This window comes from Halalkalibacter okhensis, assembly GCF_000787375.1.
Lineage (GTDB): Bacteria > Bacillota > Bacilli > Bacillales > Bacillaceae_D > Halalkalibacter > Halalkalibacter okhensis.
The window spans coordinates 24,830-48,050 of sequence record NZ_JRJU01000029.1 but is presented as its reverse complement, the minus strand read 5'-3'; the positions used below and the strand labels follow the sequence as shown (position 1 = coordinate 48,050).

The 23,221-nt window shown below is 37.6% G+C and carries 26 protein-coding genes; 10 read left to right on the top strand and 16 right to left on the bottom strand.

All coding sequences use genetic code 11. From position 1 onward, the window contains the following. The first annotated feature begins 64 nt into the window (after positions 1–64). Positions 65–460 carry a hypothetical protein gene (locus LQ50_RS17920; RefSeq protein ID WP_034631852.1) on the top strand — a complete coding sequence of 132 codons (396 nt, stop codon included), beginning with the start codon at positions 65–67 and terminating at the stop codon, positions 458–460. 258 nt (positions 461–718) lie between these two features. Here LQ50_RS17920 and fabI read toward each other — a convergent pair whose 3' ends face one another. Together fabI and LQ50_RS17910 are read right to left on the bottom strand one after the other, a co-directional pair. After that, complete coding sequence (fabI, locus tag LQ50_RS17915; RefSeq protein WP_034631851.1) at positions 719–1,501, bottom strand: enoyl-ACP reductase FabI; 783 nt, start codon at positions 1,499–1,501, stop codon at positions 719–721. A 365-nt stretch (positions 1,502–1,866) separates the two neighbouring features. Next, positions 1,867–3,930, bottom strand: coding sequence for a cation:proton antiporter (locus tag LQ50_RS17910; protein ID WP_034631849.1), 2,064 nt, complete (start codon positions 3,928–3,930; stop codon positions 1,867–1,869). 236 nt (positions 3,931–4,166) lie between these two features. Here LQ50_RS17910 and prpE point away from each other — a divergent pair, with 236 nt between their 5' ends. Both prpE and LQ50_RS17900 read left to right on the top strand, forming a co-directional pair. Then, a complete protein-coding gene (prpE, locus tag LQ50_RS17905; protein ID WP_034631848.1) occupies positions 4,167–4,907 on the top strand; it encodes a bis(5'-nucleosyl)-tetraphosphatase PrpE in 741 nt (246 codons plus the stop codon). 21 nt (positions 4,908–4,928) lie between these two features. After that, positions 4,929–5,360 carry a hypothetical protein gene (locus LQ50_RS17900; RefSeq protein WP_034631846.1) on the top strand — a complete coding sequence of 144 codons (432 nt, stop codon included), beginning with the start codon at positions 4,929–4,931 and terminating at the stop codon, positions 5,358–5,360. Positions 5,361–5,461: 101 nt separating this feature from the next. On the opposite strand, the gene LQ50_RS17895 is transcribed toward LQ50_RS17900, so the two are convergent. Genes LQ50_RS17895 through LQ50_RS17880 form a run of 4 tightly spaced genes read right to left on the bottom strand, consistent with a single transcriptional unit; the run spans position 5,462 to position 8,219 of the window. Beyond that, positions 5,462–6,358: an RluA family pseudouridine synthase gene (locus tag LQ50_RS17895; protein WP_034631845.1), complete on the bottom strand. Its 897-nt coding sequence runs from the start codon at positions 6,356–6,358 to the stop codon at positions 5,462–5,464. Continuing rightward, positions 6,351–7,145, bottom strand: a complete 795-nt coding sequence (locus LQ50_RS17890; RefSeq protein ID WP_034631844.1) for an NAD kinase — start codon at positions 7,143–7,145, stop codon at positions 6,351–6,353. The genes LQ50_RS17895 and LQ50_RS17890 overlap by 8 nt, the downstream gene beginning before the upstream one ends. A 19-nt stretch (positions 7,146–7,164) precedes the next feature. Next, positions 7,165–7,797 carry a GTP diphosphokinase gene (gene yjbM / locus LQ50_RS17885; protein ID WP_034631864.1) on the bottom strand — a complete coding sequence of 211 codons (633 nt, stop codon included), beginning with the start codon at positions 7,795–7,797 and terminating at the stop codon, positions 7,165–7,167. Between the two features lie 44 nt (positions 7,798–7,841). Beyond that, positions 7,842–8,219: a UPF0738 family protein gene (locus tag LQ50_RS17880; protein ID WP_034631842.1), complete on the bottom strand. Its 378-nt coding sequence runs from the start codon at positions 8,217–8,219 to the stop codon at positions 7,842–7,844. A 211-nt stretch (positions 8,220–8,430) separates the two neighbouring features. Between LQ50_RS17880 and LQ50_RS17875 the strand changes: the two genes are divergently transcribed. The 5 genes from LQ50_RS17875 (at position 8,431) to LQ50_RS25815 (ending at position 11,638) form a co-directional block, all read left to right on the top strand. Continuing rightward, a complete protein-coding gene (locus LQ50_RS17875; RefSeq protein ID WP_034631841.1) occupies positions 8,431–9,018 on the top strand; it encodes a CYTH domain-containing protein in 588 nt (195 codons plus the stop codon). A gap of 99 nt (positions 9,019–9,117) precedes the next feature. After that, a complete protein-coding gene (locus LQ50_RS17870) occupies positions 9,118–9,756 on the top strand; it encodes a lytic transglycosylase domain-containing protein (protein ID WP_034631840.1) in 639 nt (212 codons plus the stop codon). Positions 9,757–9,981: 225 nt separating this feature from the next. Then, positions 9,982–10,365 carry a globin domain-containing protein gene (locus LQ50_RS17865; RefSeq protein ID WP_034631838.1) on the top strand — a complete coding sequence of 128 codons (384 nt, stop codon included), beginning with the start codon at positions 9,982–9,984 and terminating at the stop codon, positions 10,363–10,365. 15 nt (positions 10,366–10,380) lie between these two features. Then, a complete protein-coding gene (locus LQ50_RS17860) occupies positions 10,381–11,307 on the top strand; it encodes a ClpXP adapter SpxH family protein (protein ID WP_034631837.1) in 927 nt (308 codons plus the stop codon). Between the two features lie 154 nt (positions 11,308–11,461). Continuing rightward, positions 11,462–11,638 (top strand): hypothetical protein, encoded by a 177-nt coding sequence (locus tag LQ50_RS25815; RefSeq protein ID WP_202595391.1) that lies wholly within the window; start codon positions 11,462–11,464, stop codon positions 11,636–11,638. A gap of 51 nt (positions 11,639–11,689) precedes the next feature. Here the strand turns inward: LQ50_RS25815 and pepF are convergent, their stop codons facing one another. From pepF to mecA, 4 genes are all read right to left on the bottom strand, one after another. Next, positions 11,690–13,492, bottom strand: coding sequence for an oligoendopeptidase F (gene pepF, locus LQ50_RS17855; protein WP_237563743.1), 1,803 nt, complete (start codon positions 13,490–13,492; stop codon positions 11,690–11,692). A gap of 28 nt (positions 13,493–13,520) precedes the next feature. Then, the gene (locus LQ50_RS17850) at positions 13,521–14,762 is read right to left on the bottom strand and encodes a competence protein CoiA (protein ID WP_052144840.1); all 1,242 of its coding nucleotides are present in this window, start codon (positions 14,760–14,762) and stop codon (positions 13,521–13,523) included. Positions 14,763–14,926: 164 nt separating this feature from the next. Then, positions 14,927–16,438 (bottom strand): cardiolipin synthase, encoded by a 1,512-nt coding sequence (gene cls / locus LQ50_RS17845; protein ID WP_034631834.1) that lies wholly within the window; start codon positions 16,436–16,438, stop codon positions 14,927–14,929. A 145-nt stretch (positions 16,439–16,583) separates the two neighbouring features. Then, positions 16,584–17,231: an adaptor protein MecA gene (mecA, locus tag LQ50_RS17840; protein ID WP_034631833.1), complete on the bottom strand. Its 648-nt coding sequence runs from the start codon at positions 17,229–17,231 to the stop codon at positions 16,584–16,586. Positions 17,232–17,708: 477 nt separating this feature from the next. Between mecA and LQ50_RS17835 the strand changes: the two genes are divergently transcribed. Next, entirely contained in the window at positions 17,709–18,374 is a 666-nt protein-coding gene (locus LQ50_RS17835) for a TerC family protein (protein ID WP_034631831.1), read from the top strand. 64 nt (positions 18,375–18,438) lie between these two features. Here the strand turns inward: LQ50_RS17835 and spxA are convergent, their stop codons facing one another. From spxA to trhA, 6 genes are all read right to left on the bottom strand, one after another. Beyond that, the gene (gene spxA, locus LQ50_RS17830; protein ID WP_034631830.1) at positions 18,439–18,834 is read right to left on the bottom strand and encodes a transcriptional regulator SpxA; all 396 of its coding nucleotides are present in this window, start codon (positions 18,832–18,834) and stop codon (positions 18,439–18,441) included. A gap of 442 nt (positions 18,835–19,276) precedes the next feature. Further along, positions 19,277–19,420, bottom strand: coding sequence for a hypothetical protein (locus LQ50_RS25810; RefSeq protein WP_202595390.1), 144 nt, complete (start codon positions 19,418–19,420; stop codon positions 19,277–19,279). A 35-nt stretch (positions 19,421–19,455) separates the two neighbouring features. Continuing rightward, on the bottom strand, positions 19,456–20,019 hold the full coding sequence (locus tag LQ50_RS17820; protein WP_034631827.1) for a GNAT family N-acetyltransferase: 564 nt from the start codon (positions 20,017–20,019) through the stop codon (positions 19,456–19,458). Positions 20,020–20,240: 221 nt separating this feature from the next. Next, positions 20,241–21,446, bottom strand: a complete 1,206-nt coding sequence (locus LQ50_RS17815) for a putative glycoside hydrolase (RefSeq protein WP_034631826.1) — start codon at positions 21,444–21,446, stop codon at positions 20,241–20,243. 54 nt (positions 21,447–21,500) lie between these two features. Then, positions 21,501–21,731, bottom strand: coding sequence for an excisionase family DNA-binding protein (locus LQ50_RS17810; RefSeq protein ID WP_034631825.1), 231 nt, complete (start codon positions 21,729–21,731; stop codon positions 21,501–21,503). 99 nt (positions 21,732–21,830) lie between these two features. Next, on the bottom strand, positions 21,831–22,475 hold the full coding sequence (gene trhA / locus LQ50_RS17805) for a PAQR family membrane homeostasis protein TrhA (protein ID WP_034631824.1): 645 nt from the start codon (positions 22,473–22,475) through the stop codon (positions 21,831–21,833). A 173-nt stretch (positions 22,476–22,648) separates the two neighbouring features. Between trhA and LQ50_RS17800 the strand changes: the two genes are divergently transcribed. Then, positions 22,649–23,185: an HD domain-containing protein gene (locus LQ50_RS17800; RefSeq protein ID WP_034631823.1), complete on the top strand. Its 537-nt coding sequence runs from the start codon at positions 22,649–22,651 to the stop codon at positions 23,183–23,185. Positions 23,186–23,221: the final 36 nt, after the last annotated feature.

Here is a 23,221-nt window from a genome sequence, read left to right as displayed (position 1 = left end):
CATTCACCTACTCCCTCCAACTCCATAGTATAAAGAGAAGCAAACAAGATAAGGAGTTGATTTCATGTACGGACCACAGGAACCTTCCGTGCAATTTTTGCCACCGGTTGTTGTATCTCAATATGTCAACCAGTGGGTTACAACATCTATTCCAAATTACGGGGAAGTAACAGCATATATTACAGACTATAACCGTAGAACAGGCATGGTATCCATGTTCATCTATAGACCACCTAACTACCAACCGCAATTTATCCAAGTACATCATAGTGACTTAGTAGGAATTGCACCATACTACGGCCCTATTCCACCTAGACCAGGCAGACCACCTAGACCTAGACCACCATATTCACCTGGTTATCCTGGTGGTGGTTATCCTTACCCAGGTCCAGGTTACCCTGGTGGCTTCATCCCATGGTTAATTGGCCAAACAGGTATTTTCGGGCAACAAAGATATTAAGTATAGGTAGTTTTTGCAAAGGTTTTTGCTTTAGAGAAGGTTTTTCTCTAAGAGAAAAGGAGCGGACCTCGACTCCTGCAAGATAAAGAGGAAGACCACTGAAAAAGGTACGATTTTCACCTTTTTCAGTGGCCTCATAAATAGGTATATTCGAAAACACTTTAATTATATAGCACTCAAAAAAGGCTGACTCGAAAAGGACACAAACAGGCACCCCCTATTTATGTCCTCTACTCTTGTCAGTCTTCTCTCTATCCTTTATGACATGGATAGAATATTATATCCACTATCAACGTGTAACATCTCACCAGTCATTCCACGTGACAAGTCACTCATTAAGAACAACGCTGTATCTCCTACTTCTTCTTGTGTTGTTGTACGACGAAGCGGTGCCCGTTCTTCGATTTCTTTTAACACATCATTAAAACCGCCAATCCCTTTAGCCGCTAAGGTACGAATTGGGCCAGCAGAAATCGCATTCACACGAATGTTATCTTTCCCTAAATCATTAGCTAAGTATTTTACACTTGCATCAAGAGATGCTTTTGCCACGCCCATGACATTGTAATTTCGAACAACTCTCTCTCCACCTAAATAAGTAAGAGTGACAATGCTTCCACCTTCAGTCATTAATGGGCGAGCTTCTTTAACTACAGCTGTTAATGAATACGCGCTAATGTTTTGAGCGAGAAGAAACCCATCGCGAGTTGTATTTAAATATTCTCCCTCTAGCTCATCTTTATTAGCAAAAGCAATACAATGAGCAATTCCGTGAATCGTTCCCACTTCATCCTTAATTTGCGAGAACGTCTTCTCGATTTCCTCATCACTAGTAATATCACAAGGAAGAATAAGATGGTCCTTGCGTTCAAGTGTTTCCATAAGTGAGCGAACATTTTTTTCCAGTCTTTCTCCAGCATATGTGAAGATCAATCTTGCTCCCGCATTTGCTAAGGATTGTGCAATTCCCCAAGCTATACTTCTTTTGTTTGCGACACCCATTACAACATATGTACGTTGCTCTAAATTTAATTGAATCATTCTTTCTCCTCCATTATGAGTAGTTATTAATACCAAGTACTAATTATTATATCATATGGTTCCTATGATAGATAGTTTCAACATGTAATCTCACTAACCCTTTTTTGTTTTAATATTCTTCTGCTCATACTCACACTCTACACATTTATAAATAATATTTTGATTCGATTGTGCGGTTAATAAATTCGTTATAGGCTTTTGATCTTGGCAATTTGGGCAGACAACGATAACATCAGTTAACACTAGCAATCACTCCTGTTTTTATCTTCAGTGTCGCCCAATTCAGAGTAGGACATTCCTTTATATATAAAAAGAAGAGAGTGCAAAAAAGTCGCTTATGACCTTTTTGCACCCTCTTTATACTCTTACTCCTCATATGAACTATTAGATAAAAATGTCTTAGGTAACGCCGTACCTCTTGTACCTCTTGTATCAACATTTTCAATTTCACGCGGATAAACAATAATGAAACTTTCTGGCCCTGAATGAGCAAGTACACGTGGCAAACGCTCCAGTTGGGGATGCCATGCCACCGTCCCTCTCCTTGCACTAAATACAACAACTACATCATCTGCTCGGAGTAGTGGTTTATACGTGTTATGCCATTCATTCCAAGATTCAAGACTCGTCACCGATACCTTAACATCAGGCTTTACTTCATTAAAGCTTTTTTCATAGCTTTTAATGTTATCTTTAATAACGAAGCAAGCAATAGTTGCGCCTAATTGATTTGCCATCTTCTTTGCTACTTGAACCGATTGATAGTAACCTGATTTATGATCGAATCCAGAAGGAATGAGAATAACAATTCGCTTAGTCGTATTTAAAGGGTGACCGAGTATTGATACGAGCACCATCTGAGTTGTACGCTCAAGCAATTGATCTAACACTCCACCAAATATTTTTTGAGGGGTAGATAATTTTCCATTCCACCCGATCACAGCCGTTGTAATACGTGACTCCTCCATGGCTCGAACCATTCCTGAAGTGATGTTTGTATCCACCCTAGTAAGCATTTGAATCGGTACCTCTGCACCAGCAGCATACGTTACGGCATGGCCGAGTAACTTTTCTGCTTCCACAATTCTGGAGGAAGAATCTTCCCTCCCTCCTTGAGCAACAGATAATGTATAGAGCGGTTCAGGCGATTGCCCCCTAATAATAAATGATAAATCCATGAGCGACTCCATTGTGTGAGGATTAGCAATTGGGACCATAACCCTTTCAGGAGCCGAAGAAGGCTCATATGGCTTTTGCTCTTCTTTCATCGCAATAATCCTTGAGAATTTCTCTACTTTATATGGTCCTATCATGCATGTTATTAATATCATTACAATGATGGCATTCACAGTCGCTTGGTCAAACAATCCTAAATCAAATCCAACAAGGGTTGCAGCTAATGTAGCTGCAGCTTGTGGAATGGTCAGTCCGAAAATAAGTCTGATTTCTTCTTTTGAATATTGATATATCTTGCCTGCCGCCCACGCTGCTAAAAACTTACCGATGATAACAAGAAATACGACAAGGAATGCCTTTGTCCATGCAGACGGATCCGACAAAAGAATTCTTAAGTCCATTAGCATTCCCACTGATAACAAAAAGAAAGGAATAAAAATCGCATTTCCAGTAAATTTAATTCGATTCATTAAAGGACTTTGTTCAAAGATGAATCGATTTAAGGCTAACCCGGCTAAGAAGGCACCGATAATTGGCTCTAAACCAGCTACTGTCGCAAAATAAGCCGTAACAAATAACACGGTCATAACAAAAATAAATTCTAGTGTCCCTTCACTACTTAATGTTCGAAAGAAGAACTTTGCCGCAATTGGTACAATAATAAAAACACCGGCAACATAGACAATTAAGGAGACAATCAGAACAAACCAAAAATTCGGTGTCAATTCACCTTGTGTTGAACCCGCCACGACCGCTAATACAAGCAAGGCAAGCGTGTCAGTCATGATAGTTCCACCAACGGATGTCGTAACCGCCTTATTTTTGGCAATACCTAGCCTACTAGCAATCGGATAAGCCAACAACGTATGTGAACCGAGTAACGATCCTAATAGAATGGCTCCAGCTATACTATATCCTAATATATAGGCGCCAATTGTACCGAAGACAAAAGGAATCGTAAAAGACATCGTTCCAAAGGTTAAACTTCTATTTCGATATTTTTTAAACCCGTCTAAATCAATTTCAAGCCCAGCAATAAATATAATGTATAACAAACCAACTGTTCCAAGTAATACAATGGTTGGATCTCGTTCCAAGAGCCCAAGTCCATTTGGCCCAATAATAACACCGGCAAAAATGAACCCTATAATACCCGGAATTCTTAACCTTGCCATAATCAATGGGGCCACGAGAAACACGACCATAGCAATAGCAAAAATGAGAACAGGATTCGTCACAGGTTGTGGCAACATTGATTATTCACTCCCTTACATAAAAAACTTCTGTACCAATAAGTCTTTTCAATCTTAAAGAACAGGTAGCATACATGTCAACGTTAAATACTTTTGCAACCCCTTCCAACTAAAAGTTCAATAAATTCTTGAGATTAGTATGAATTTTTCAAGCTGTTCATTGCTTTCTCTTTACTGGATAAGCTATTATTTGAACGAGTCATTTCATTCGTAAACGAACATAGGAGGGTCAGGAAATGGAAATTGATATCATCGGGGATATACATGGATGTTATGAAGAACTCATCTTACTTATTACTGAATTAGGTTATGAAAAGCAAGGCCGTTCATACATTCATCCAAAAGGGAGGAAATTGGCGTTTGTAGGAGACTTAACCGATCGTGGACCTAATTCTGTTGCTGTTATACAATTGGTTTCTGAACTGATAAACACGAACCAAGCTTTTTATTGTCCAGGAAACCATTGCGATAAGCTCTATCGTTATTTTCTAGGTAGAAACGTACAAGTTACTCACGGGTTAGAAACAACCGTAGAAGAATTAGCCCAATTGTCTAAACCAGATTATCAAAAAGTCAGACAGCAATTTATGTCTTTAATAGAAAACTCCCCTCTCTACCACGTTCTTGATGACAAAAACCTAGTTATTGCCCACGCTGGAATCCGTAGTGATTTCATCGGACAAGCAAACAAGCGTGTCAAAACATTTGTCCTTTATGGTGATATAACTGGTGAAACGAACAAAGATGGTACCCCTGTACGACGGGACTGGGCACAGAAACACCAAGGAGATGAATGGATTGTTTATGGACATACCCCTGTACGAAATCCTCGGTTTCTACATCGCACAGTAAATATTGATACCGGCTGTGTTTTTGGAGGGGCCTTAACTGCCTTACAATATCCCGAAATGAATATCGTCCAAGTCTCCTCCAAACAACCTTTAGTTGAAGAGAAATTTCGGACTTTTGATAATTAATTCTAATGCATGGAGGATTATATGAATAAATACATAATTTCCCTATTTCTATTACTCATTATCACTGCTTGTGGTCCTGAAGTTCTTCTTGAGATTGATCAAGAGCAAACTCGAATCATCCACGATAATGAAATAGAGATGGTTTCTATTTACGTACGGGTTGAGAATAACGGACAATTACCAGCAAATGACTTATCTGCTCGTTTTCTCATCGATGACCCCAACGTACAATTGGCTCTAGGTGGTCAAAATGAAATCGTTTTTACAGATACAGAAGGAAACCCGGAACCGTTTCAACTAAGCGGTGGCTCAAGTTTCTTTATTGCTGAAGTGTTTTCCCTTGAGTCTGATGTAACAGATGAAGATTTACGTGAAGCGATTACAGTAGAAATTCTTAATGCACAAGGAGATGTAGTGGCTGAACACACAATCAATTATGTCACGACTGAATAAGACGTTTAATCCAAAGGGGTAAAAAGGAGACCACTGAAAAACGTACCTTTTTCAGTGGTCTTGAAAAAAAGAACAAAGGAACTCTTTAATTAGTACTCGCATTACATTAAAAGCTTGCTCATTTCCACAGGTAATTCACTTGTAACCCGTATCACGTCATTTGTAAATGGGTGTTGAAACTCAATCTTAAAACAATGAAGAGCGTGACGTTTAATTCTATCACGCATTCCGCCATATAGTTCATCTCCTAATAAAGGGTGTCCAACGTAAGAGAAATGAACTCGAATTTGATGAGTTCTTCCTGTTTCTAATTTTATATGTATTAAACTAGCTTGGTTCGTCACGCTCATCACAGAATAATGGGTCACAGCTCGTTTGCCGTCAGCTCTTACTTGGCGAGTTATAATGCTGTTTGGGTCTCGACCAATTGGAGCATCAATCGTCCCTTTTTCGCAAATAGGCTTACCTGTCACTATTGCCTGATAATAACGGTTCACAAGCCCTTCCTGCTGTAATTTAGAAAGTCGGTCATGCGCCAGACGATGTTTGGCAATAATTAACAGGCCTGACGTATCTCTATCTAATCGATTTACAGCGTGAAATGTAGTTTTCAATTCTTTTTGGCGATAATACCCTAAAACAAAATTAGCTAAAGAATGCAAAGGATGCTCTCTTGAAGGAATAGTTGACATTCCAGCCTCTTTATTGATGACTAACAAATGGTCATCCTCAAAGACAATGTCTAAATCTCCTTCTTCGGCTAATAACGTTGAGCTTACTTCTTCAGGTGGGAGACATACCGTCACCTTATCGTCCGTGCTAAGCGTGGTCCGAACAGTCACCTCTTTCCCATTTAACATGATGACTCCACCATTAAATTTAATATTGGCGAGCCCACGTTTAGAGATATGACAGTTCTCACGTAAAAAAAGCCTCAATAGCTCTTTATCCCACTTTTCATCCACTCTCCACGAAAGAGTCGCAACGTATTTATTCACGAATAAATGACTCCCTTACTCTTTTCCAAAATGGAAATGGACGAAATCTTGCAAAGCGAACTTTCTCTTCAGCAACACGACATTGTAACGACTTAATCCGACGATGCTCAAGCGTATAATGATCAACGGTTACTTGAATATCAACATCATTTAATGGCTTTAATAAACAAGTGTGGTGTTGCGGCAATACAAGAGGAGAACCAACTGTACGGTACACACGATTATTTATCGATGCCATCTCGGCAATCTGAATAGACGCTAGAGAAGGATGTAAGATCGCTCCTCCTAACGCTTTGTTATAAGCTGTGCTCCCCGATGGAGTTGATACACATAGTCCATCCCCACGAAAAACTTCAAATGGTTCTCCTTTTATATCTATGGTACTAACGAGAGAACCACCTATGCTTTTAATCGTACATTCGTTGAGTGCGAGATGACGTTCTGAATTAGCCATTCCTTCCTGTCGAATAACTACTTCAAGTAGGGGGTATTCAACAATTTGGTAAGGAGTCTTTGCAATATGTATGACTAATTTCTCTACTTCATCAGGCACCCAATCTGCATAAAATCCAAGGTGCCCTGTATGTATTCCAACAAAAGCCGTATCTTCTAGACGATCGGAATAATCATGAAAGGCTTGTAGCAAGGTTCCATCCCCACCTACAGTGATCACCATTTCTGGTTTTTCATCGTCATAAGATAAACCAAAATCAAGCAAATACCTCTTTATTCTTTGCTGCAAAGTATTAGACACGTCATCCCCGCGCGATGTGACCATAAACTTCATCAATCTTCCTCCTTAATCTCTACAGCTTTCTGCCTTGCTCTTGCTTGGTTGTAATAATCTCCTGTGCGTCTCTCACTTCATCACGTATGATTGACATCTCTTCATCTAATTTAAAGGCGGCCTCGGCTGCACGTTGCAATCGCATTTTAATGTCCTCGGGAATTTCTCCACTATATTTATAATTTAAAGAGTGCTCAATCGTTGCCCAGAAGTTCATGGCTAATGTTCGTACCTGAAGTTCGACCAAAACCTTCTTTTCTCCTTCAATGGTTTGCACAGGATAGCGTAAGACCAAATGATAAGACCGATATCCACTTGGCTTTTTGTCAAAAATATAGTCTCGTTCCTCAACGATCTCAAAGTCTCTTCTCGTTCTAATTAATTCAACAACTGTTTCAATATCTTCTACAAATTGCGTTACAATTCGAACGCCTGCAAGGTCTTGCATCCCTTCTTCTAACTGATCAAGAGGAACATTTTTTCGTTTCGCCTTATCTAGAATACTCGTAACCGGCTTCACCCTCGCCGTTACAAATTCAATCGGAGTATGCTTGGATGATTGTTGATACTGTTCCCGTATTCCTTTAAGCTTTATTTTCAACTCATCAACTGCTTGTTTATATGGTGTCAAAAAAATCTCCCAATTGCTCATTACATCACCGTCCGTCTCTTGCACAGAAAATTACCTATTTATTCCTAATTAAAAAACTCCTGTACAGCCTTTTCCATCTCTTCACCATAGTTGCTATTGCCTTCAATATTTTCAGTTAAGAAGGAAAGCTCTTCAACTATCGAAACAAGCTCAATTGTTATATCGTTGTTTAGACGTAGTGTAAGTGAAGCTGATTGAGATAATACTTCATGCAACTGTGGCCACGTCGCCTGTGAAAATGCAACATAATAAAAGGAAGATTCGTCTTCTAATATGTATACAAACGCTAATCCATCTGAATCGACAAGCATACGTCCACCTGCTTGCAATGTTTTAGCAAGTTCCTTATCTATTTCTTCCTGCATTATGGCAGTATATTGGTCTTTTTCAACAATTATTTTTTCTACTTCTAGTTTTTTCATTATGTCCCTCCAACTATTCAACAGATCTAACAAATACACACTTATTCTAACATAGTTCTAATGTGAATACGTACCAATGAGACGTTTCCATTGCAACTGCATGAATGAATCTAGTCACATATCAATAGAGAACATTACCTGCTATAATAAAAAGCATTGAAAATTAACCGAAATGAATAGGAAATTTGAACATTAAAAAGGTGGGTATAATATGTCACAAGAAATAGAAATTGAAGTAAAATCAATGCTTACTGAAGAAGGGTATCACACCTTAATAAATGGGTTAGAATTACTCGGAGCAAATGCAGTTACCCAGCATAATCATTATTTTGAAACTCCGGACTTTTCTCTAAAATCTGCGCATTCCGGTCTTCGAATCCGTGAAAAGGATCAAACTTTCACGTTAACACTAAAGCAACCTCATACTGTTGGAAAGCTCGAGACTCACCAAACGTTAAAGGAAGGTGAGTGGATCACAGCAAAAGAGGAAGGGCTACTCCCTGCAGGCCAGGTCGTTAGTCAACTTACTTCATTAAAAATTCCAATTGAGAGACTCACTTATGTAGGAACTCTCACTACAAGTAGAATTGAAATATCATATAGAAATGGAACTTTATGTTTAGATAAGAGTAGCTATTTAGGTCAGACTGATTTTGAGATAGAGTTTGAAGGTACCTCACTTTCGCATGCTGAATCAACACTTACAAAGCTATTAGAGAGCTATAACCTCCCATATACAGAAACAGACAATAAGGTGCGCCGGTTCTTCACTCGTAAATTAGCCTTAGACAACAAGTAGACCAAAAACAACCAATTGTTGTTATCTTTCTTATTTGCTATTATTAACTGTGTAAATCATCTATTTTAATTCAGTGTCACAAAAGAATGAGGTGTAACGATGGATCTGTCCTTCCTTCAACATGTTAACCAGCTTCAAGCTTTACAAAAGTTAAACAAATCAAGTCAGCAATCATCGATGATGCAATCGATGTTCTCACAATTTTTAAATGAACAAATGACTAGATTGGAAATCGATTCTCCTCAAACGAAACAAAGAGATCTTTTTCTTCATCCACTATCTAATTTTGAACCAGTACATACAAATGAACTGGCTACATCCGTGGATCCAAACTGGACTAACTCTCTATCCAATAAAGAATCTAAGTTTCAACCACTTATAGAGGCTGCAGCCCAAAAGTACAATATAGACCCTAAATTGCTTCATTCTGTCATTAAACATGAATCTAATTTTGATCCAAACGCAATTAGTCATGCTGGCGCTAGAGGATTAATGCAACTTATGCCTGCTACAGCTCGTATGCTTCAAGTTGAAAATAGTTTTGATCCTGAACAAAACATTAATGGCGGAGCAAAATATTTGCGACAGATGTTAGATCGGTACAATGGAGATACTAGGCTTGCGTTAGCTGCATACAATGCAGGTCCAGGAAATGTTGATCGATATGGAGGTATTCCACCATTTAAAGAGACACAAGCTTATGTCCCTCGTGTTTTTAATACGTATTTAAATGCGTAGCTTTTGATTTTTTCCCCGATACCAACATATACTAAAACTGATATTTGAGAATTTATCTTCTCTATATCAGTTTTTTTTGACTACAACTCTTCCCTTCTCCACACTTCACCATCATTATGTGGTTATTATGTAATTCATCAAATTTGCCGTACCCTGCTCATATTGCTACAATATGAGCATAGAACAATATCATAGTTACTGCTATACAACAGAGGAGTTATAAATATGACCAATTCAAGTCAAACACCTTTTGATGCTTTAGGTGGGGAAGACGTTTTATCAAAGCTCGTGGATACATTTTATCGTAAAGTTTCACAGCACCCTGATCTAGCTCCGCTTTTCCCTAATGACCTAACAGAAACAGCTCGTAAGCAAAAGCAATTTTTAACACAGTTTCTCGGAGGACCCTCTCTCTATTCAGAAGAACATGGTCATCCAATGTTACGAGCTCGCCATATGCCTTTTGTTATCACTTCGATACAAGCAGAAGCATGGCTTAACTGTATGGAACGTGCAATGGATGATGTTGGAATAGAAGGAGTCATTCGTGAATATATGCTAGAACGTTTATCAATGACCGCCCATCATATGGTAAATCAACCATTATAGAAAGGAGAATGACCATTGAACCAAAAAGATACTCATTCAACTTGCGATCATCAACTTGGCGTTTGTGGTCTAGATCCTGAACAATCGTTTTCGGAAAAACGCCATAAACCGATCGAACTATATACATTTATCGATCCTTTATGTGCTGACTGTTGGGCCTTTGAACCAATTTTAAAAAGACTTCAAGTTGAATATGGAAACTATTTTCGAATAAGAACCCTTGTAGCAGGCAGGCTCCAAGCATGGAATGCATGCAAAAATACAAGCAAAGGACTCATCTCAAAAAAGCAAGAAATTGCGTCGATTTGGGAAGATATCGCAACAAAAACAGGGATGTCTTGCGACGGAGATGTATGGTTAGAAAGTGAGTGGCACTCCCCATATCTCGCCTCGTTAGCAATAAAAGCGGCAGAATTACAAGGGCAACAAGCAGGTACACGTTTTTTACGAAAAATGAGAGAAGCCCTTTTTCTTAATAAGCAAAATATTACTAAAGAGCAAGTCCTCATAGAATGTGCCCATAATGCTTGTTTAGACATAGCTGAATTCAAACACGACCTAGAATCCAAAGCAGCAACGAAGGCACTTCAACACGACATAAAAACAACGAATGAAATGGGCGTTGACGTTGTTCCAACGTTTGTCTTTTTTAATGCGAATGTAGAAGACGATGGAATAAAGGTAACAGGAAATTATCCTTATAAAGTCTATGTACAAATACTAGAGGAGATGCTAGGATTTAAACCCGAGCCGGCAGTGGCTCTCACATTAGAGGAGTTTTTAAAACGCTATGAGTTTGTAGCTACAATTGAGGTCTCCGTCGTTTTTAACTTGAGTGCTGAAGAGGCTGAAAAACAGTTAAAAGCTCTCGTACTTCAACAAAAGGTTGAGGCTGTTCCTGTTAAATATGGCTTGTTTTGGCGGTACTTAGGGGAAAGGTGACCATTTATTGTAGCCCTTTAAGGTGGCCCGAGAAAAAGTTATTGTTTGATGCAGCCTATTTTATTCGCTTTAATCGACTTTAGGAAAACACACCTTCTAAGCTTGATCAACTCATCATAAACTATGATAGCACCTGTTGATAGGAGGGCTTGTGTTGAATCGGGTAAAAATTATTATCGGCATTATTGTTACTATCATTTGCTATTACCTTTTCCTTTTATCATTAATGAGAGTTTTTCCACTATGGATTGCTGCACCAGCGCTATTTGCGGGTCTTGTCTTGACCCTTTCTCCTCTTGCCGCTCAAAAACGATTTAAAGGATTCAAATAAATAAGACAGGGTGTCTAAAAGGTCAAACTTCCGACCTTTTAGACACCCTCTTTATTGATCAAGTAACTCTTCCATCTCTGATAATGTCTGTTCAAAAACTGCCAATGCCTGTTCAATCGGCTCTGACGATGTCATGTCAACTCCGGCATGTTTTAATACTTCAATTGGATAATCAGAGCTACCAGCTTTTAAGAAGTCCAAATAACGAGATACAGCCGGTTCTCCTTCTTCAAGAATCTGTTTGGATAAAGCAGCTGCTGCACTATACCCCGTTGCATATTGATACACATAAAAATTGTAATAGAAATGCGGAATTCTAGCCCACTCTAGTCCAATCTCTTCATCAATTACAAGATCTTCCCCAAAGTATTTAACATTCAAATCATAATACGTCTTTGTTAATAATTCAGGAGTTAACGCTTCGCCATTTGCTGACTTTTCATGGATCAGCTGTTCAAATTCAGCGAACATTGTTTGACGGAATACCGTACCTCTAAATCCTTCTAAGAAGTGATTCAACAAATATAATTTTTCCTTTGGGTCATCCGTATTCTTTACCATATAGTCATTAAGTAACGCTTCATTTAACGTAGAAGCGACTTCTGCCACAAATATCGTATAATCACCATATAAGAATGGTTGATTTCGACGAGTATAATAACTGTGAAGACTATGGCCGAATTCGTGAGCCAGTGTAAAAAGATTGTTGACGTTATCTTGCCAGTTCATTAAAATATACGGCATTGTTCCATAGGCACCAGAAGAATAAGCCCCACTACGTTTACCAACATTCTCCTCGACATCAACCCAACGCTTTTTAAAGCCTTCTTCTAATGTTGAAACATACTCATCTCCTAATGGTGACACCCCTTTGACTACAAGCTCTTGAGCTTTTTCATAAGGAATTTCCATCTTCACATCTTTGACAAGTGGCGTATAAAGGTCATACATATGCAATTTGTCGACACCTAATACTTTTTTGCGTAATCTCACATAGCGGTGAAGCAAGTCTAATCGATTATTTACTGTTTCTACGAGTTGATCATAAACAACTTCCGGAATATGATTGGCACTAAGAGCCGCTTCTCGTGCTGAGTTATACTTTCTTACTTTTGCATAAAATAAATCCCTTTTCACTTGACCGCTGAGCGTAGAAGCAAATGTATTTTTGTATTTATTATACGTACTATACACTGCTTTAAATGCATCTTCTCGTACACGTCGATCGCTACTTTCTAAGAAACGAATATAGCGTCCATGTGTAATTTCAACTTCCTCTCCATTTTCATCCTTAATGGTTGGAAATTTGAGGTCAGCATTATTCAGCATCCCAAAAGTATTACTTGGACTATTTGTTACTTCTGACGCCTGAGCTAAAATGGCTTCTTCTGCTTCTGATAAAACATGCGCTCGTTGTTCATTTAATTCAGCAAACATTTGTTTATAAAGCTTTAACCCGTCATGTTCCCTCATAAATTTTTCAATTTTTGATTCTTCGATCGAAAGAAGTTCCGGAACAATAAATGAGGCTACTTGGCCAACCTGTGCAGCAAGGCTTGATGCACGATCGTTTAACCCTTGATAAAAAGAATTCGATGTATCTTGATCATTTCTCATATGTGCGTATGCATATAAACGTCCAAGCTTTTCTGAAATCTCATTTTGTTTTTCTAGCGCCACAAATAGCGTCACTGCTGAATCAGCTAATGTTCCTTTACATGCCTCCAAGTACGGAAGCATAATTTGAATTTCTTTAAATTCTTTCTCCCACTCTTCATCTGTTTTGAAAATAGCTTCTAAATCCCACGTTTTTTCTACTGGGACTTCGTCACGCTTTTGTAATTTTTTTGACAAGTGATAACACCTCCACATTCATTCCATATTATATATTCGACTTAAGGCTGCTTATTCCTTTATTCTTTCCTTCATTCCTTTCTCTCATGATTGTAACTAACGTATTGTAATATAATGTTTGATCATACTGAATTGCTTCATCTACCGTTTTAGCAGCAATAGCATTCTTAAGTCTTTTAAAATAACGCTTTGGTGTTTGTTCTAAATAACCTATTTTAACAAGAAAATGAAAAAAACCCATTATAGCTAATGTCCAATGTCTATCATCATTCATCGAACGAAGGGTGAATATATTGTTGTTTAAATATGGTTGGATACAATGTATAGCAAGATGAATTGAAAATGGTTGGTACAGAGGCTGATTCTCGAGGCACTCTAATAAGAGGTATGTTTGCCAATGACAAGGTGCAGATGAAATAAGTTCATAGTGATTCGTAGGCCATCCTGCTTCAATCGGAAATAAACTTGGAGCTATACGCCTTCGATATAAAAGACTTTGGAGAAATTTTTCCGTTTTACTCGGATACGGGTTAGGTTGATGATATCGCCAATGCTTCCTAATCGTAAGCCATTTATCTAATAATTGGGTATAATGTTTGCTAGGATTGAGGAGTGTATTAAGAGAAGAATTGGTTAAGGATATTTCTTGATAGGTTGCTAATATTCGAGTAGAACTATACGGGGTTAATTGCTGTAAGAAAACAAAACTTTCCTGCTCAGGACAGAAATACGTAAGAAATTGTTGCTGATCTATAAAATTGCGAGTTGTATGCCATTCAAATGATTTCAGTGAATACGAATGAGGACCATGACGTTTTAATCGATTTCCACCTAATATCCATATTGGGACCATCCCTAACTGGAGATAACCTTCCGTACGACTTTTCAGAAGTGTTGATTCAATTGGAGAACACTGAAATTCCAGTGCATAGAGGGTATTTTGGTTACGGAATAATATATCGGGTCTTTGTCTAATAAGCGGCAAATAAACTTCCATTCCAACTTTTAACTTTTGACTCTTGAGCCAATCGTATAACTTTCTTTTACCTTTAAGGTGATACAGGGTTTCTTTCTCGGTTTGGATGATACAAATATTGTTTGCCTGATGAGCAAAATGCCAAAGCTTCGATGTCCCCAGTTTCAATTGGACTTGAGAGTGACAGGCAGGGCAGAAGAATGTCCGTTTCTTGCGTAATTCCTTCAACTCATCTATATGCCATTGATCTGCCATTGAAATAATCGTTCCATCTGCAAATTTAGCGTTAAACATCCATTCACCTCCATCAATTTATGATTATCAATTCGCCTTTCATTTTTATTTCCCTGCAAAAAAAGAAATATTTATAAAACTAATTTAAAAACAATCGCTATTTTTCTTCACATATAAAAAAGGAACATCCAAAAAGGTCTATCGTTGCCCTTTGGAAGCCCCTTTTACAATAATGGTGATAACAATCTAGAAGTAGATTCAATGATTCGATACAAGATAGAACGATTCCTAAATAATTTGTAGCTTAATTGATTACAATGCTCTAGATCATATACAAAATCACTGACAAGCGTTGTAACACTTTTCGTTTGATATAGATAAGCATTTACTTCAAAGTTCAAATGAAAACTGCGCATATCCATATTGGATGTACCAATTGAAGCCATTTCATGATCAACAATAATTAATTTACTATGCATAAAACCACGATTATACTCGTAAATTTTCACTCCAGCCTCTAGTAGCTCAGGAAAATAAGAACGAGAAGCATGAAAGACAATACGTTTATCGGGCCGACTTGGTACAAGCAATCTTACATCAATTCCACTTAATGCAGCAATCTTAAGCGCGCTTAAAATGTCATCATCGGGAATAAAATATGGACTGGCAATCCAAATGGACTTCTTAGCAGATGTGATCATCGAGAAAAATAATTTCTTATTAACTTCCCAACGTTGGTCCGGTCCACTAGCAATCATTTGGACCCCTCCATCGGCCTTAACAGACGTCAAAGCAGGAGATAAATAGGTTGGATTCAAAATGGTTTCCCCTGTTTGATAATGCCAATCTTGTAAGAAAATCAGTTGTAATGTTCGAACCGCTTCTCCTCTTACAAATAAATGTGTGTCCCTCCATTTTCCAAAGTAAGAATGTTTCCCTAAATACTCATCTCCGATATTTAAGCCACCAACAAAACCTACAATGCCATCAATGACAATAATCTTTCGATGATTGCGGTAATTAATTTTGTGATTTAAAAAAGGGAGTTTCACTGGTGAAAAGGCGACGATTTCAACGCCTCCCTCTTTTAACTCACGAATGTAGTTCTTTGAAAGCCGCCAGCTTCCTACAGCATCATATAGAAAACGAACTTCTACACCGGCTTGTGCTTTTTCAATTAATATCTCTTTTATCTCTTGTCCAAGTCCATCATTTCGTACGATATAATACTCTAGATGAATGTGATGTTCTGCTAATTTAAGCGCTTGTAAAATATGAGTAAAAGTTTCTTTTCCATCTGTAAGTACTTTCGTTTCACTCGAAAACGAAACAGGGTTTTTTCCAAGCCGATGAGCTAAACGAAAAAGCAACTGCTGGTGCCCACCCATTTTTTGAATTTGATCCTCATTTAATTGTCTTTGGCCTTCAATTTTTTCAAATGCTTGTTCATCTTGTAAAGCCTTAATTGAAAATGAGCGACTTTTTCGGTGATTTTGTCCAAATAACAAATAAAAGAAAAAGCCAACTAACGGAAATGCAGCTAATACTAATAGCCAAGTTAATGTTTTGGTTGGATGGCGATTTTCAAAAAATATAACGACAGCTATGAAAACAACTGACAGTGAAAAAGCAACACTTAACGCCCCAACAACCCAACCTTGCCAATACATCCGAGTCATGTAAAGTACAGCTAATAATGAGGTTAAAAAAATAAAAATATTAAATTGATTTCTCATTGGACACTCCAAAAATAGTTACATTCAACTAAAATAGGAGGACCCACAGGATCCTCCTTATTTCCAAGCAAATATCAACAAAGATACATAGCTTTTCTGTAGGCAAATAACCGTTTTGTTGTAGTTCAACCCGTGTCTTGCCATTTTATTTAGAAAATGAGGATCGAATGACTGGTAGAGCATTTTCTCTTACAATTTCTTTCCCATATTCCTTCATTCGATAGATCGAGATATCTGATTCATAGCCATATTCGAGCATTTGGCTCAACATATCGTCTTGCTCATCTTCATTATAACTATCGTCGTTAAAGATCACGTGAAGATAATACGTACCTTCAAAATGATATAGTTCATTATATAGGTCATTAATGAAGAAATTATGACTTAATGAGATTACATCTTCAAAATCTTTAAATCCAATGACAATTTCAAGATGATCATTAGAAAGGTCTAACTCATCATCCTCACTCCCTGACATTAAATCAACAAGGTTTGACTCATCCGATTCTTTGTCAGTTACTGGAATCTCAAGCTTCACACTTCCATCTGAAACCTGACCTCTTGTCACTACAATTTCTAATCCTTTATCTAATGCATGAACCTGTATCCATAACGGTCCATCCAATTCTAATGCATCGTCACTATCATTAGCTTCATTCATCATTTCGAAGAAGAGCTCTTCTCCACGCTCACGATTGTACCAGATTTCATCTCGGTCAAAGCCTCTATCCTCAATATCTGTATACGTAATAAAAAACTTAATGGTCGTATCATTTACGCGTTCAATATCCATTTTCGCTCTCCCTCCTAATCGAGTAATGGTACTAGACTTCGTTTTTGATGAGGAAATCTTCGTTAAACCCCCTTCAATTTCTTAGTCATGTAGCAAAGCCTTCACTTCGTACTAAATGTAATTCGTGATATGTGCTCTGATTCCTTCCTACTACCTAGGATATCTTGTGGGTGCCTATATCGCTCACCTCAATATAAGCTTACTACTATTTTATGATAAATCGATTGAAAATGGAAATTTAAAAACTACATTTTCTCCTATTTTCAAAAAAATCAGTACTACAATCATTATAACAGTAATTTAGCTAGATATGCCTCTAGAAATTTTCATCATATTTTCCTTGAATAAACCATATATGTTCTTAGTAGACGGTTAGACAAGCTCCATACACATCACATACGTCATTGCTAAATGTATGACATATTTCTAACCATTATGAAACAAATAATGTGCTTATGCCAAAGGATGATGCAAACTATGGATACTGATTTTCTAATCTCTCTCTTAACGATTATTGGCATTGATATCATTTTAGGTGGAGACAATGCCATTGTCGTTGCCCTTGCTTGCCGAAATTTACCACAAGAAATTCGAAACAGAGCGATTGTTCTTGGCATTTGTTTGGCACTTGTAACAAGGATGTCCCTTACGGTAGTAGCTGTACAACTTCTTGAAATTCCTTTTTTACTGGCTATTAGCGGGGCTCTTTTAGTCTATATTGCCTATAGTTTATTAACAGATCAAGCCGACGACCATTCAATTGAGGGAGGAACAAGCCTTTGGAGTGCCATCAAAGCTATTATCATCGCCGACTTGGTCATGGGATTTGATAATGTAATTGCTGTGGCCGGTGCAGCGCATGGTGACCACACGCTTGTTATGATTGGTTTACTTGTTTCCGTTCCTATTATTATTTGGGGAAGTAAATTAATCTTAAAAGCCTTTGACCGTTTTCCAATTATTGTCTATATAGGTGCTGGGATTTTAGCTTTTACAGCTAGTAGAATGATAACTCATGAAGAGATGTTAGCTCCACTATTTCATCCTCACCCTACATTTACATTATGCTTTCAATTTTTTATCATTGTCGCAGTTATCGTATCTGGAGCGTATAAAATAAGAACAAGCAAAAAATTTTCCTAGTGTACTACAAATCAAAAAACAAAACCCTTCTACAGTCATTCGAATGAAGTAGAAGGGTTTTTTATTAATTAACTAATCGTTGTGCCTCTTGCAATTGGAAAGTGCGCACTTTACGAGGTAAGAAACGACGGATTTCTGCGTCATTATATCCCACTTGTAAACGCTTCTCATCAAAGATGATAGGGCGACGAAGCAAGCCAGGGTTTTCACTAATGATTTGGAATAATGTTTGTAGAGGCAATGATTCTAACTCTACATTTAGCTCTTGGAATACCTTTGAACGGGTTGATATAATTTCATCCGTGCCATCCTCAGTCATCCGTACCACTTCTTTAACCTCTTCAACAGTTAGTGGCGATGCAAAAATATTTCGTTCCTCAAATGGGATATTATGTTCTTCTAGCCACGCTTTCGCTTTCCGGCATGATGTACAACTAGGTGATGTTAATAATGTAACCATATGGTGGACCTCTCCTTTCAAGTTTGAGATCTATGACGAACTTAGATGTATTAATGTCAATTTTGTTGATTACATAACTATTATACAAATCTGTTCAATTTTTGTATATACAAATTAAAACATTTTTATATACGGCGCTGAACACTGCATACAACTAATTAAACATACAAAGGTGCAATACCCTCAATTTTTACATCATAAACCTATTATACAAAAAAATCGTTTCTAAACAAATATGTTTATTAAGTTGTTTTGTAACATTTCTAATTCGGACTTACACTTGTCACATTTCTGTCACATTTTCCTAACATAACAAAAATAGTGGCCAATTACTTTTTTCCTTCTTTTCAAATAGTTTCAAATTTATGTTACAGTTTGGAAAAAAATAAAAAAGTGTTTCACTAAAAGGACTAGCCCTCTAACGAAACACCTTCATCACTATCTATGCAGTTGTACGTCTTGATGGAGTAGGCATTGGGCTCCTTCTTGACCCTGCCTTCCAACCTCTCATATTTTTCTTCAAGAAATCTTTTAACATGTCTCTTTTCTTTTTGTTGTTCCGACGTCTTACATCTTTTCTTTTCATTTTTCATCACCCTCATTATTGATGAAGAAATTCTGCTACACAGTCGCTTGATCCTTTTCTTCCTCATAAGTTAGAACCTGATCAACATCTTCGTATGATGCACCATAAAGTTCCTCATCCTTATAAGTATGAACATTTTCATATGTGTGCTTCATTTTTTCGAAAATGCTTTTTTCTGATTCATCTGTCGGAGACCAGTAAAGAATCTCTAATTCATTCACTTCATTTGTCGCAAGTGAACGTCTTCTATATCCAACAGACTGTGCATGCCTAAATCCTTCTCGACTATAGAAGCGTTGGCGCTTCTTAGTATCTGTGTCATCATAATCTACAGGCTCTACTTCAAGAATAATCGGCTTGTTCTTTAGCTTCAATTTGTTTAGTAATTTTTTTCCTAAACCTTGGCCTCTCGCATTCGTTGAAACAAATAGGTAGTCGACAAAGACGAAGTCGTCCGTTTCTACATACATCATAACATGATTTGGTCCTTCATCCTTATGGTAAATATCAGCTTTTTCTTTTAATAACAATTCCATATGCTCTTTTGATTTCATTTCTTCAATAGGAAAGTATTGATTGAGCTTTTCATACCAGTTCATTCTCGTACCTCCATCATTATAACTTACCTTTAGTATATTCCTCTTGCACATATGCTTAAACTGCCTCATTTCAGCATATAAAAGGAAGATTTACCTCCACCCCCATTCTTTTAACAATATTTAACTCATTCATACAATTGCACCATGTTCCACCAAGTCTCGACCTTCTGTATTATTGCACTTTACTAAAGAGAGCTGTTACGAAATGTAACAGCTTCACATTAGTCCAGCGGTTTATAATTAACATCTTTTGTATACCGATTGGTCGCATTCCATAAGAGAAACTCGTTTATTCCCTGTTCTTGTAAAGCACGAATTTGGTCCTCAACTTCTTCTTTCCCGTAACTTTTATAGTTTCCCGTGCCCAACCAAGAAGCCGTGAAATCTTGAATCCATGGCCTAGATACAGGCGGATCCTCTAATGCGCTTAATACCTCATTTTCTACTTTTGCATATTCTTTTGTTAATTCGTACGGATATAAATCAGGTTTATCGATTCCAAAATAAGGAGTCCAATGACTTGGATAAATCATTGATGAAATAACATCTACATTTGCAGATATTTTCGAGAAATTTTGTCCGATACCTGGCGCTTCTGAAATCGTCGCTGCATAGCCAAAAATATCAACGGAAACGTCAACATTATACGGAGCTAACCGCTCTTTAGCGTAAGCCACAAAGTCTGTGACAGCCTGTACTCTTTTTTGAACGTTATCGTCCCCCTCATCGTACTCTCCTAATCCATACTCCAACATATCATCACGGCGTTCAAACCCTTCCGGAAAACGAACGTAATCAAATTGTATTTCTTTAAAACCCATTTTTGCTGCTTTTTCAGCAATCGCAATATTGTAATCCCACACTTCTTGTAAAAATGGATTTACAAATGCCTCTCCACGGCCATTTTTCCAAACTTCTCCATTCTCTAAAAAAGATAACTCGGGCTTTTTCTCAGCTAAAACCGTATCTTTAAACACGACGATTCGAGCAATAGGATAAATTTCATTATCATCAAGTGTTTCCATTAATTGGTCAGTATCACCAATGAAGTTTTGGGAAATGTTATAAAACGGTGAATCTTCCTCTGGGCGATACGTTAAGTAACCATGGTCATCTTTAATGTCAATGACCATTGAGTTTAACTCAGTCGTATTCATTAATTCAATGAGGGACAAAAAGCGTTGTCCACCGGCAGAATTGCCAGTTACGTAGATGCCTCGCACCCCATCATTTGGATAATTAAACGAATAACCTGAGTCATATTTAAATCGGACCATTTGTTCAGGCACATCTAAATTTGTCTTTGTTACTTTTTTTAGCTGATGGTCTCTTGCTTTGTTTGACTCCGTTTCTGCTTGTACAGAAAAAGTTCCCATTAATAAGCCAAAAATACAAAGCATGAGCACAAACACCAAATGTTTCCCCATTGCGTCTCACAACCTTCTCTTTTGGTTTTTGTGTTCACAATTATAGTGTATGTACTAATCCTCGTCTTTAGCATCCCAATCTTCAGGAAGTGGTTCCTCCGCTTCTTGTGCAAGTAGTTTCCTTTTTGTATCAAGTTGCTCCTTATGCCAAAGAAACTGTTCGCGGTTTACCAAATGTTTCCTCCCATCAAACACGGTCTTCACATGACCAAGTTTTACCTGCTTTTCAATATATTCTTCAGGTAACTCTAAATAGACAGCCAACTCTGAAATCGTCACATACATATTGATCCCTCCTCTTACATCATACCTTTTGTTTTCTAGCGTATGTAACAGTCTTACTAAAGAAAAATAGCCAGTGGACAATACCACTGACTGACAAAGTTAAATAGGTAATACGTAGACAATAATTAAAAAGAAATGGAATATTGTACCAGCTAAAACAAACATATGCCATATGGCGTGATGATATTTAAACCCTCGCCACACATAAAAAATGGTTCCAATGGTATAACAAATTCCACCAATAAATAGAAAAGCGGTACCTGCAGGAGGGAGTGTTTCAACAATTGGCTTAATAGCAAAAATAGCAAGCCACCCCATACCAATATAAAAAATCGTTGATAAAAATAGAAATTTTTTCACAAAGAAAAATTTAAACACAACTCCAACGGTAGCAATTCCCCATACAATTCCAAATAGTGTCCAACCAAGGGTACCTTGGACGACAATAAATAATAAAGGAGTGTAACTTCCAGCTATGAATAAATATATAGACGCATGGTCAAAAATCTCAAAGAGATCTTTCACCCTTCCTTGTGGTAAGGCATGAACCATAGTCGAAGAAAAATAAAGTAAAAGCATCGTTACGCCATAAATAGTAAAACTTACTATATGCAAAACAGATCCATATAAACTTGAATACACAATTAGTAATACTAACGCTGCAACACTTAGTAATGCACCAATTCCATGTGTAATTGCGTTTGCTATCTCTTCACCTTTTGAAAATGTGTGTGTTGTTGCCATTTCAAGCTCCTTTCAAACGTCTTCCTCTTTTTATTATACACCTTTAACCATTGACAATACTACCCTTTTTTCACACTTCATGTTGCACTTTTCATTTCAACTCTATATAATAGATGAAATACACTTTTTTATTGACAGATTATTTACACAACTAAGAAGAGGAGGAATGTTATATGAGACATGTTACATTAGTTCAATTGTTCGATCACCCAATTACACAAAAATATGTTAAAAGGTCAGGAATGGCCCATGCAGTTGCCTGTGCTTACCATGCCTATCATTTAGCCATAGAGCACGGAGTGGATCCCGATCGTGCGACTAAGGCTGCATTCCTTCACGATATTGGACATTATACTTGGTATCGAGACGGCAAGTGGGATTATAATCTATACAAAGAAAATGACATCCATGCCATAAAAGGTTCAGAACGCGCGCACAAGCTACTTATTCGTTTAGGGGAGCATCCTCGTACAGCGAAAGAAATTGCGTTAGCTATTTTGCTTCATACCGATTCTTATTTACCAAATGGCTATCTTGAGCTAAACCCTCTCCAGCATGTTGTTGCTTTGGCAGATGAAGCAGATGAAGAACCAGGTGGAGAGCATCATTACCGGACAATATCTGACCGCCGTGCTAGACGTATGTTAAGCTTGCTTGACAAAAAAATAGAATCCCAATCAAAAGAAGACTATATAGAGCGCTCAATGTAAAAGTTAACTCACTCTCACTACAGCACTAACGAAGAC